Origin of the sequence: Cellulomonas sp. (assembly GCF_035634735.1) — a bacterium.
Classification (GTDB): Bacteria; Actinomycetota; Actinomycetes; order Actinomycetales; family Cellulomonadaceae; genus Cellulomonas.
Genome location: NZ_DASQCJ010000114.1, coordinates 1 through 11,208, shown reverse-complemented (window position 1 = coordinate 11,208; position 11,208 = coordinate 1). Strand labels below are relative to the sequence as shown.

At 76.9% G+C, this 11,208-nt stretch carries 10 protein-coding genes; 3 read left to right on the top strand and 7 right to left on the bottom strand.

Going from position 1 to position 11,208, the window contains the following annotated elements; all coding sequences use genetic code 11:
- Positions 1–107: 107 nt before the first annotated feature.
- Positions 108–1,013 carry an Fpg/Nei family DNA glycosylase gene (locus VER05_RS10150; protein WP_324845238.1) on the top strand — a complete coding sequence of 302 codons (906 nt, stop codon included), beginning with the start codon at positions 108–110 and terminating at the stop codon, positions 1,011–1,013.
- A 100-nt stretch (positions 1,014–1,113) separates the two neighbouring features.
- Entirely contained in the window at positions 1,114–2,292 is a 1,179-nt protein-coding gene (locus tag VER05_RS10145; RefSeq protein WP_324845236.1) for an LCP family protein, read from the top strand.
- On the opposite strand, the gene VER05_RS10140 is transcribed toward VER05_RS10145, so the two are convergent.
- The 4 genes from VER05_RS10140 to VER05_RS10125 form a co-directional block, all read right to left on the bottom strand.
- Positions 2,289–3,197: a DUF4081 domain-containing protein gene (locus tag VER05_RS10140; protein WP_324845235.1), complete on the bottom strand. Its 909-nt coding sequence runs from the start codon at positions 3,195–3,197 to the stop codon at positions 2,289–2,291. The two genes, VER05_RS10145 and VER05_RS10140, sit on opposite strands and share 4 nt — an antisense overlap.
- A gap of 5 nt (positions 3,198–3,202) precedes the next feature.
- Positions 3,203–4,339 (bottom strand): flavodoxin-dependent (E)-4-hydroxy-3-methylbut-2-enyl-diphosphate synthase, encoded by a 1,137-nt coding sequence (gene ispG, locus VER05_RS10135; RefSeq protein WP_324845239.1) that lies wholly within the window; start codon positions 4,337–4,339, stop codon positions 3,203–3,205.
- A gap of 78 nt (positions 4,340–4,417) precedes the next feature.
- A complete protein-coding gene (locus VER05_RS10130) occupies positions 4,418–5,734 on the bottom strand; it encodes a M50 family metallopeptidase (protein WP_324845234.1) in 1,317 nt (438 codons plus the stop codon).
- Between the two features lie 13 nt (positions 5,735–5,747).
- The gene (locus VER05_RS10125; protein WP_324845233.1) at positions 5,748–7,028 is read right to left on the bottom strand and encodes a GGDEF domain-containing protein; all 1,281 of its coding nucleotides are present in this window, start codon (positions 7,026–7,028) and stop codon (positions 5,748–5,750) included.
- Between the two features lie 192 nt (positions 7,029–7,220).
- Between VER05_RS10125 and VER05_RS10120 the strand changes: the two genes are divergently transcribed.
- Complete coding sequence (locus VER05_RS10120) at positions 7,221–8,618, top strand: FAD-binding oxidoreductase (protein WP_324845232.1); 1,398 nt, start codon at positions 7,221–7,223, stop codon at positions 8,616–8,618.
- Positions 8,619–8,739: 121 nt separating this feature from the next.
- On the opposite strand, the gene dxr is transcribed toward VER05_RS10120, so the two are convergent.
- The 3 genes from dxr to rlmN form a co-directional block, all read right to left on the bottom strand.
- A complete protein-coding gene (gene dxr / locus VER05_RS10115) occupies positions 8,740–9,924 on the bottom strand; it encodes a 1-deoxy-D-xylulose-5-phosphate reductoisomerase (RefSeq protein ID WP_324845231.1) in 1,185 nt (394 codons plus the stop codon).
- A gap of 25 nt (positions 9,925–9,949) precedes the next feature.
- The gene (locus tag VER05_RS10110; protein WP_324845230.1) at positions 9,950–10,507 is read right to left on the bottom strand and encodes a DivIVA domain-containing protein; all 558 of its coding nucleotides are present in this window, start codon (positions 10,505–10,507) and stop codon (positions 9,950–9,952) included.
- Positions 10,507–11,208: 23S rRNA (adenine(2503)-C(2))-methyltransferase RlmN (gene rlmN, locus VER05_RS10105; protein WP_324845229.1), on the bottom strand; the 702-nt coding region annotated here is incomplete at its 5' end. The genes rlmN and VER05_RS10110, both read right to left, overlap by 1 nt.

Sequence of the window (11,208 nt, the reverse complement as noted above, 5' to 3'; positions counted from 1 at the left end):
CCGGGTCCTCGCGCAGGGTGCGGACGAAGAGCGTGGACAGGCGTAGCAGCATGGGCCGCAGCCTAGTGGGAGTGCCGGGTGTCGGACGCCTGGGCCACCATGGGTCCATGCCCGAGCTGCCCGAGGTCGAGTCGCTGGCCGACTTCCTGCGCGAGCGCGCCGTGGGGCGCACCGTCGCGGGGGTCGAGGTCGGGGCGATCAGCGCCCTCAAGACGTTCCGCCCCGCACCGGCCGACCTGACCGGCGGGACCGTCGTCTCCGCCGGCCGGCACGGCAAGTGGCTCGACCTCGGCGTGGCGCCCCCGGCCGCGGGCGGCGGCCTCGGCGACCCGCTGCACCTCGTGTTCCACCTGGCGCGCGCCGGCTGGCTGCGCTGGTCCGAGCAGCTGCCGGCGACCCCGGTCCGGCCCGGCAAGTCCCCGCTGGCCCTGCGGGTGCGGCTGGACGACGGGTCGGGCTTCGACCTCACCGAGGCGGGTACCCGCAAGCGGCTCGCCGTGCACGTGGTGGCCGACCCGGCCGAGGTGCCGCAGGTCGCCACGCTCGGCGTCGAGCCGCTGTCCGCGGAGTTCACGCCCGAGCGGCTCGGGCAGCTCATGGCCGCGCGCAACCAGCAGGTCAAGGGCCTGCTGCGCGACCAGGGCACGATCGCCGGCATCGGCAACGCCTACTCCGACGAGATCCTGCTCGTGGCCCGCACCAGCCCGTTCGCACTGACCCGGTCCTTCGACGCGGACGCCGTGGCCCGGCTGCACGCCGCGACCGTCGGGGTGCTGCGCGAGGCCGTCGCCACGGCCGCCGGACGTCCCGCCGCCGAGCTGAAGGACGCCAAGCGCCGCGGCATGCGGGTGCACGGCCGCACCGGGGAGCCCTGCCCCGGGTGGGACGGCGTGCCGTGCGGGGACACCGTGCACGAGGTGTCGTTCGCCGACTCGTCGCTGCAGTACTGCCCGACCTGCCAGACCGGCGGCAAGCCGCTGGCCGACCGGCGGATGTCCCGGCTGCTGCGCTGACGCCGGGCGGCCCGGCTTCACACGTCGCGCACAGGATCCCTCCGAGGGCTCTCCCCGCTCGCCGAGCGGCCCCCGCGTGCCCTTCCCTAGCGTGGGAGGCATGCCCGAGACCACCAGCAGGGACGACCGCCCCGTCCGGCACAGCCGCGCCGTGCAGCGCCCCGCCCGGCACGTCCGCCGCACCCGCGCCGGCGTCGGCCGCCGCGTCGCCCGCGTCGCCGCCGCGACCGCCGGCGTGCTCGCGCTCGGCGGCACGACCGGCGCCGTCGCGCTGTACGCCCAGGTGCAGGGCAGCATCGACGCCGCCGACGTGGACCAGTTCCTCGGCGACGACCGGCCCGCCGCGCCCGCCGAGGAGCAGCCCGTCGACGGCTACGCCGGCCGGCCGCTCAACATCCTCGTGATGGGCACCGACCTCCGGGACGGCGAGAACGCCCAGATCGCCGGCGACGTCGACGGCATGCGGTCCGACACCACGATGCTGGTGCACCTGTCCGCCGACCGCAGCCGGGTCGACGTGGTCTCCGTCCCGCGCGACTCCCTCGTCGACATCCCGTCCTGCACCCTCGAGGACGGCAGCAGCACCGAGCCGCGGTCGGACGCGATGTTCAACGACGCGTTCCACATCGGCGGCGGCGACACCCAGAACCTCGCCGCCGCGGCGGCCTGCACCCGGCGCACCTTCGAGCAGAACAGCGGGCTGCGCACCGACGAGAGCATCGTCGTGAAGATGGACGGCGTCCGGGACGTCATCGACGCCCTCGGCGGCGTCCCGATGGACCTGCCCGAGGCGATGGACTCCCCCAAGGCCGGCCTGCACGTGCCCGCCGGCCCGCAGACCTTCGACGGCACCACCGCGCTGCAGTTCCTCCGCGCGCGCACCGGCACCGGCAACGGGCTCGAGATGGGCTCCGACCTGGCGCGCATCGACCGGCAGCAGCAGCTCGTCGACGCGCTCGCCGCGCAGGTGCAGGGCGCGGGCCTGCTCAGCGACCCGACCACGCTCATGCCGGTGCTGACGTCCGTCACGCGGTCGCTGTCGATCAGCGAGGGCCTCGCGGACGTCCGGGACCTGGCGGGCCTGGCGCTGACCCTCCGGGACGTCGACCCGGCGACCCTGCAGCCGGTCACCGTGCCGGTCGCCGCGGCGCCCCAGGACGAGGACCGCGTGGTGTGGACGTCGGCCGCGCAGGACCTCTGGGACCGGCTCGCGGCGGACCAGCCGCTGACGGACGCGGCCACCGCGGGCGCGACCGCCGGGGCGACGGCCGGCGCCTAGAACAGCACCGTCGCGTAGGTCCCGACCCGGCGGAAGCCCACCGCGCGGTACGCCGCCAGCGCCCGCTCGTTGTAGTGGTTCGCGTACAGCGACACGGTGGGCGCCACGTCCCGCCGGGTCGCGGCCACCACCGCCGCCATCCCGGCCTCCGACAGCCGCTCGCCGCGGCGGGTGGGCTCGACCCAGACGCCCTGCACCTGGGCCACCCCGCCCGCGACCGCGCCCAGCTCGGCCTTGAACACGACCTGCGGCGCCCCGTCGTCGCCCGGGTCGATCCGCACGAACGACCGGCCCTCGCGGACCAGCGAGCGCACCCGGGCCTCGTACGCCCCGCCGGTGCCGCCGATCGGCGAGTAGCCGACCTCCTCGGTGAACATCCGTACGCAGGCCGGCAGCACGAGGTCGTACTCCTCCGGCACCGAGCGGCGCACCGCCGGGTCGGGGGCGACCGCCGGGTCCCCGTCGATCACCAGCGACGGCTGCTCCGCGCGGACCTCGCGCACGACGCCCCACGCGGGCGCCAGCAGCTCCCAGAGCGGGAGCACGACCTCGGCGTCGCCGACCAGCGACGAGCACCGCCGCCCCTGCGCCCGGCCCATCGCGGCGAACGCGTCCAGCGCCGCGCCGCGCGCCGCCGGGTCGGGGGCCACCGGGACCAGGTTGGCGCCCGCCCACGCGAGCGCGACGAGCGCGCCGTCGACCTCGTAGCCCCACAGCTGCCCGCCGGAGCGGCGCAGCCCCACGACGGCCGCCTGCTCGAGGCGGGTCGTGGCGAGGACCGCCGCCACCGGGTCCTGCGCGCAGAGCGCGAGCGCCCGCGGCAGGTCCGCGTCGGCCAGCACCCGCGCGCCGCCGGTGCCCGCCGGCGGCCGCCCCGCCGCCAGGTCCTCCCAGAGCCCCCGCACCGGCGTCAGCCCACCGTCACCACGGGGCCGCCCGCGCCGTCGCCGGCCGGCTCCATGCCCTCGGCGATCCGCATCGCCTCGTCGATCAGGGTCTCGACGATCGCCGACTCGGGCACGGTGCGCACGACCTGGCCGCGGACGAAGATCTGCCCCTTGCCGTTGCCGGACGCCACGCCGAGGTCCGCCTCGCGCGCCTCGCCGGGGCCGTTCACGACGCAGCCCATGACGGCGACCCGCAGCGGCACCTCCAGGCCCTCGAGCCCCGCCGTGACCCGCTCGGCCAGCGTGTACACGTCGACCTGCGCGCGCCCGCACGACGGGCAGGACACGATCTCGAGCTTGCGCGGCCGGAGGTTCAGCGACTGCAGGATCTGGATCCCGACCTTGACCTCCTCGACCGGCGGCGCCGACAGGGACACCCGGATCGTGTCGCCGATGCCCTTGCTGAGCAGCGCGCCGAACGCCGTGGCCGACTTGATCGTGCCCTGGAACGCCGGGCCGGCCTCGGTCACGCCGAGGTGCAGCGGCCAGTCGCCGCGCTCGGAGAGCAGCTCGTACGCGCGGACCATCACGACCGGGTCGTTGTGCTTCACCGAGATCTTGAAGTCGTGGAAGTCGTGCTCCTCGAACAGCGACGCCTCCCAGACGGCCGACTCGACGAGCGCCTCCGGCGTGGCCTTCCCGTACTTCGCGAGCAGCCGCGGGTCGAGCGAGCCGGCGTTCACGCCGATCCGCAGCGACACCCCGGCGTCCTGGGCCGCGCGGGCGATCTCCTTGACCTGGTCGTCGAACTTCCGGATGTTGCCCGGGTTCACCCGCACCGCCGCGCAGCCGGCGTCGATCGCCGCGAACACGTACCGCGGCTGGAAGTGGATGTCCGCGATCACGGGGATCTGCGACTTGCGGGCGATCGCCGGCAGCGCGTCCGCGTCGTCCTGGGTCGGCACCGCCACCCGGACGATGTCGCAGCCCGCGGCGGTCAGCTCGGCGATCTGCTGCAGGGTCGCGTTGACGTCGGACGTCAGGGTCGTCGTCATGGACTGCACGCTCACCGGGGCGTCGCCCCCGACCTCGACCTTGCCCACGCGGATCTTCCGGGTCGGGCGGCGCGGGGCCAGCACCGGCGGAGGAGCCTCCGGCATGCCCAGGCTGATGGGGGTGCTCACCGGGCCATCATCGCACCGCGAGCGCGCGCCGCGCCCGAGGAGGGCGGGCGCGGCTCAGCCGAACGTGACCGGCGCGACGATGTCGGCGTACGCGAGCAGCAGGCCCATCCCGCCGAGGACCACGAACACCGCGAGCGCCACCGGCTGCAGCCGGGCGGCGTCGGCGGGCCGCGGCCGCGGCAGCCCCCGCAGGCGCGCGGCCTGCCGCTTGAGGCCCTCCCACAGCGCGGCCGCGACGTGGCCGCCGTCCAGGGGCACCAGCGGGATCAGGTTGAAGACGAACAGCGCGATGTTCAGCGACGCCAGCAGGCTGAGCATCCCGGACACCCGCTCGGCGACCCCGACGCCCGTCGCGTCCGACGACGCCACCTCGCCGGCCAGCCGCGCCACGCCGACCGGGCCGAGCACGCCCTCGGCGCTCCGCTCCCCGTTCCCGAAGGCGCTCTCCGCGATGCCGACCAGGTTGGCGGGCAGCGTCACGACGGCCTTCATCGTCTGCCACACGGCGTCGCCGGTGAGCTCCGCCACCTCGGACGCCGGCTGCCGCTGGAGCTCCGTCCCGGGGCTCACGCCGAGGAACCCGACCTCCCGGGTCACGGGGTCGCCGTCGTCGTCGAGGACGGCCTGCCCCGCGTCGTCCGTCACCGGGCGCTCGGCGACCACCGGCGTCACCGTGAGCTCGACGCGCTCGCCGTCCCGCTCGACCACGACCGGCACCGCCTGGTCGCCCGAGCCGCGGATCAGCCCGCTGAGCTGGTCCCAGGACGTGATCGCGACGCCGTCGTAGGACACCACCGTGTCGCCGGGCCGCAGCCCCGCCTCGGCGCCCGGCGCCGCGGGGTCGTCGGCCGCGCACTCGGTCGCGGTCGAGTCCGCCGGCAGCACGCACTGGCTCACCGAGGACAGCGTCGTGCTCGCGCCCTGGACGCCGATCCCGACCAGCACCACCGCGAGCAGCACGACCGCGATCAGCAGGTTCATCACCGGCCCGCCGAGCATGACGACGAGCTTCTTCGGCGTCGACAGCCGGTAGAACGCGCGGTGGTCCTCGCCGTCGCGGATCTCCTCCGCGCTCGCCTCGCGGGCGTCCGCGGCGATCCGGCTGAAGAACCCGCGCACCGGCGGGTTCCCGACCGCCTCGGGCGTCGGGTACATCCCGATCAGCCGGACGTAGCCGCCGAGCGGGATCGCCTTGACCCCGTACTCGGTCTCGCCCCTGGTCCGGGACCACAGAGTCGGGCCGAAGCCGACCATGTACTGGCTCACGCGCACGCCGAACTTCTTGGCCGGCACCATGTGCCCGACCTCGTGCAGCGCGATGGACACGAGGATGCCCACCACGAGCACCACGACGCCGATCGCGTAGGCCATGCGGGGGCTCCGTTCAGTGCGGCTGCCCGCCGAGCGGGTCGGCTCGGCGGGGGTGGGACGACCCCCCATCTTGCCCCGGATTCCTGGGGGCGGGCTGGACGTCCGCCGTGCCGGGGCGCGTGCCGGTCCCGGCGCCGGGGTCCGCGTCGCGTCCCGGGCCGGGCTCCGCGTCGCCGTCGGCCGCCACCCGGTCCCGGCCCGCGCGCTTCGCCCGGTACATCAGCGCGTCCACCCGCCCGATCGCGGCGGCCGGCTCCTCGCCCGCCCGCAGCGCGGTGACGCCCAGGCTCGCGGTCACGTCGACCGGCGCCTGCGCCCGCACGGCGCCGGGCACCGCCGCGCGGAGCCGCTCCGCCAGCGCCCGGGCGTCGTCGGTCCCCGTGCCGGGCGCGACCACCAGGAACTCCTCGCCGCCGAGCCGGGCCACCAGGTCGCCGGACCGCACGTGCTCCTCGAGCGCCCGCGCGACCGCGACCAGCACGCGGTCGCCCACGGTGTGGCCGTGCACGTCGTTCACCGCCTTGAACCGGTCCAGGTCCAGGTAGACCAGCGCGACGTCCAGCCCCGAGCCGACCACCCGCGCCTGGTACGCCAGCTCGTCCTCGAGCCGGCGGCGGTTCGCCGCGCCGGTCAGCGGGTCGCGGTAGGCCATCTCCCGCATCGACGCCGCCTCCGCGCTCGCGTGCTCCGCCACCCGGAACGCCCGGGCCGCGTGCTCCTTCGTGCGGGAGAGCACCCAGACCATCGCCGCCAGCACCGCCAGGTACACCGCGTACCGCGCCAGGTCGACGGCGTGGCCGCGCACGTCGCCGTCGTCGGGGCCGAGCGCGAGGCCGGCCCAGCCGACGGCCAGCGTCGCGGCCACCACCGCGGCCGCGTGCAGCGCCGCGAACCGGGTCGGGAACACCAGGTAGCCGATCACCACGAACAGCGCGAGGCCCATGAACGTCGTCGGGAACAGCGCGTCCCAGCCCCCGCCCTCGGCCGTGGCCAGCCGGCTGCCCATCGTCGCGAGCCACAGCGCGTCCAGCCCCAGCAGCACCACCCGCGACACCGGCACCGTCGCCGCCGGGCGCCGGAGCACCAGCCAGGCGAACAGCAGCACCACGACCAGCAGCACCGGCGTCGCGGCCCGCAGCAGCGCGTCGTCCCAGCGCAGGACGGCGACCACGACCACCGACACCGCCCCGAACAGCAGGCACACCAGCAGCACGCGCCGGATCAGGCCCAGCGTCGGGTCGCCGGACCGCCGGGCGACCGGCAGGTCCCGCGGCGGCGGTGCGGGTGCGGACATCGCGGCTCGTTCCGGGCGGCCCGGGTGGCGCCGGGGAGGGACTCGGTCGTGGCACGGTACCCCGCACCGCCGCAGGTCGGCGGGGCGCGGGCGCGCTTGTCACCCGCAGGATCACCCGTCCGCGACCGGCCTTGCGCCGCCCGGGGCCAGCCGTGACCATCGGGGGACGGCCGACGACTCCGGGGAGGCGACGTGGACGACGCGCGCGAGGTGGGGCCCGGCTCCGACGGCTGGGCCCTGGCGCTGCGGTGGAGCACCGGCGGCGACCCGGCGGCGCGGTCCCTGTGGTTCGCGCAGGCGGAGGCGGCCGACCCCCGCCCCGCGCGCGACCCGCTGGACGGCGACACCACCGCCGACGTCGTGGTGGTGGGCGCGGGGCTGACGGGGCTGTGGACCGCGTACTACCTGCTCGAGGCCGACCCCGCGCTGGACGTCCTCGTCGTCGAGCGGGACGTCGCCGGAACCGGGGCGAGCGGGCGGAGCGGCGGCTGGTACGGCGCCGGACCCGCCTCCGCCGCGGCCCGGGTCGCCGCCGCGCACGGGCCCGAGGCCGCCCGCACCGCGCGCGCCGCCCTGCGCGACGCCGTCGTGGAGGTGGGCGGCGTCGCCGCGGCCGAGCAGGTCGACTGCGACCTCGCCGTCGGCGGCCTGCTCACCGTCGCCCGCACGCCCGCGCAGCTCGCCCGGCTCGCCGCGGACGCCGCGGCCGCGCGCGCCTGGGGCGACGAGGTCGAGGACCTCGGGGCCGGCGACGTGGCCGGGCTGGCCCGGGTGCCCGGCGCGCTCGGCGGCACCCTGGCGCCCGACGTGGGACGGCTGCAGCCCGTGGCGCTCGTCCGCGGGCTCGTCGACGTGCTGACCGCGCACGGCGCGCGGGTCGCCGAGGGCACCCGCGCCCTGCGGCTCTCCCCCGGCGCCGTCGTCACGGACCAGGGCACCGTGCGCGCGCCGCTGGTCGTGCGGGCCACCGGCGGCGGGGCGCCCGCGGGCGGGCGGCAGGCCGTCGCGACCGCACCGCTGCCCGAGGACGTGTGGGCGGCGCTCGGCCTCCGCCGGGGCGTCGTGCTCGCCGACGGGAGCCACCGCCCCGTGCGGGCCCTGCGCACCGCGGACGACCGGTTCGCGCTCAGCCTGCGCAGCGCGCGGCGCCCCACCGCCCCGTCCGGCCAGGACCCGACCGCCGTGCTGCGCCTGCACCGGGCCCTGGCCGACCTGCTGCCGCCCGGGACGCCGGCCCCGATCACGCACGCGTGGGGCGTCGCCCTCGCGGGCGGGCCGCTGCCGGCGCTCGGGTTCGACGCCGACGCGGGGCTCGCCTGGGCCGACGGCACCGGGGACGACGGGATCGCCGCGGGGAACCTCGCGGGCCGGACGCTGGCGGAGCTGCTGACCGGGGGCGACGGGGCGCTGACGCGGCTGCCGTGGGTGGTGCGGGACGCGGCGGGGGGCGGGTCGCACGGGGGCGTCGGCCGGCGGGCCGCCGCCCGGGTCGCCGCCGCGGTCCGGGAGGGCGCCGCGGCGCTGGCCGACCGGGAGGAGCGCGTCACGGGGCGCCCGAGCCGCCTGACGGGCCTCACCGGCGAGGGCTGAGCGCCCCGTCGACCGTCGAGATCAGCGCTTCCACCCGAGATCGGTGCTTCTCGGCACCGATCTCGGCGCGAACCACCGATCTCGGCGATCCGGCGGGCGTCGGAGCCGGGCCGCGCCGGACTCAGCGGGCCGCGACCCGCTCCCGCGCCCGGGCCCGCGCCCAGTCCTCCGCCGCCTGCACGTCCGCGACGTCCCGCACCGGCCCGCCGTCGTGCGCGGCCAGCACCTCCTCGATCGTCCCGACGATCCCGAGGAACGAAAGCCGCCCGGCCAGGAACGCCGCGACGGCCTCCTCGTTGGCCGCGTTGTACACCGCCGGGTGCGTGGCCGAGGCGGCGACCGCCGCGCGGGCCAGGGCGACGGCGCCGAACGTGTCCTCGTCCAGCGGCTCGAACTCCCACCGCCCGGCCCGGGCCCAGTCGACGGGCGCGGCGGCGTCGGGCAGCCGGTCGGGCCAGGCCAGGCCCAGCGCGATCGGCAGCCGCATGTCGGGCGGGGACGCCTGCGCGATCGTCGAGCCGTCGGCGAACTCGACCATCGAGTGCACGACGGACTGCGGGTGCACGACCACCTCGATGTCGGCGACCGGCACGTCGAACAGCAGGTGCGCCTCGATGAGCTCAAGGCCCTTGTTCACCAGCGTGGCCGAGTTGATCGTGACGACCGGGCCCATCGACCAGGTCGGGTGCGCCAGCGCCTGCTCGGGCGTCACGTCGGCCAGCTCGGCCCGGGTGCGGCCCCGGAACGGGCCGCCGGACGCGGTGAGCACCAGCCGGCGCACCTCCGACCGCCGCCCGCCGCGCAGGCACTGGGCGATCGCGGAGTGCTCGGAGTCGACGGGGACGACCTGCCCGGGGCGCTGCACGGCCGCGCGCACGAGGGGGCCGCCCGCGACCAGGGACTCCTTGTTGGCCAGGGCCAGCACGCTGCCGGAGCCGAGCGCGGCGAGGGTGGGCCCGAGCCCCACGGACCCGGTGATGCCGTTGAGCACGACGTCGGCCCCGCGCGCGGCGAGCTGCGCCGCGGCGTCCGGGCCGGTGAGCACCTCGACGCCGACCTGGCGCAGCCCCGCCTCGGCGGACGCGCGCACGACCTCGGCGAACACGGTCCCCGCGGCGTCCGGGTCGGCGACCGCGACGGTCTGCACGCCCAGGGCCACGGCCTGCCGGGCCAGCGCGACGGGGTCCGAGCCCCCGGCGCTGATCCCGGTGACCCGGAACCGGTCCGGGTTCCGCGTGATGACGTCGGCGGCCTGGGTGCCGATCGATCCGGTGGAGCCGAGCAGGACGACGGTGCGCGCGTTCATCCGCCCCATCCTGCCCGAGCGGAGGTCACTCCGCGGCGAGCAGCACGTCCACGGCGCGCTCGAGGAACGCGTCGACCGGCCCCTCGGCGTAGGCGCGGGCGCCCTTGCGGCGGGCGAACACGGCCGCCCGGACCTCCTGCGCGGTCAGCGGCGCGTTGGTGTCGAAGTACGCCACGAGCCGGTCGCACAGCGCGTCGACCTCCGCGGCGTCGTACCCGGCCTGGCGCCCCTTCGGGTGCGCGAACCGCTCCCCGGCGGGGCGGGTCAGCCGCCCGTACAGCGAGCGCGCCTGCTCGGCGAGCGTCTCCAGCCACGCCTGCCGGCCGCGGTCGGCGATGTAGTCCGCGCGGGACCGCGCGACGAACGCCGCCTCGAGGCGGTCGAGCGCCGCGTCGACGGCGGTGGTCGAGTACCCGTGCCGGACGAGGTCGAACGCGACCGTCCGCACGTCGCGGCTGGACAGCGCGCCCGCGGGGCCCTGCTCGTAGACCGTCCGGGCGTGGGTGAAGAAGTCGTCGACCTCCTCGGGGTGGTACCCCGTCCGCATCCCGGTGACCCGCCGGAACATGGCGCCGCCGCTCATCAGTCCTCCTCAGCCGCCAGCTGGCCGCACGCACCGTCGATGTCGGACCCACGGGTGTCCCGGACGGTGGTCGGGATGCCGTGTGCGCGCAAGCGTGCCACGAACTCCTGCTCCACCGCGGGATCGCTCGCCGTCCACTTGGAACCGGGCGTCGGGTTCAGCGGGATGGGGTTGCAGTGCACCCAGCCGCGGCCGCGCCGGTTGAGCTCGGTGCCCAGCAGGTCGGCGCGCCACGCCTGGTCGTTGATGTCGCGCATCAGCGCGTACTCGATGGACACCCGCCGGCCGGTCGCCTGGAAGTACTCGTAGGCGGCGTCGATCGTCTCCGCGACGCTCCACCGGGTGTTGATCGGCACGAGCTCGTTGCGCAGCTCGTCGTCCGGCGCGTGCAGCGACAGCGCCAGCGTCACCGGGATGCCCTCCTTCGCGAGCTTGCGCATCGCGGGCACCAGGCCCACCGTCGAGACGGTGATGTTGCGGGCGGACATGCCCAGGCCGTCCGGGACCGGCGCGATCATGCGGCGCACGGTCTCCATGACGGTCTTGTAGTTCGCGAGCGGCTCCCCCATGCCCATGAACACGACGTTCGACAGGCGGGTCGGGCCGCCGGGGACCTCGCCGGCCTCCAGCGCGGCGGCCGCGGCGCGCACCTGCTCGACGACCTCCGCCGTCGACAGGTTGCGGGTCAGGCCGAGCTGGCC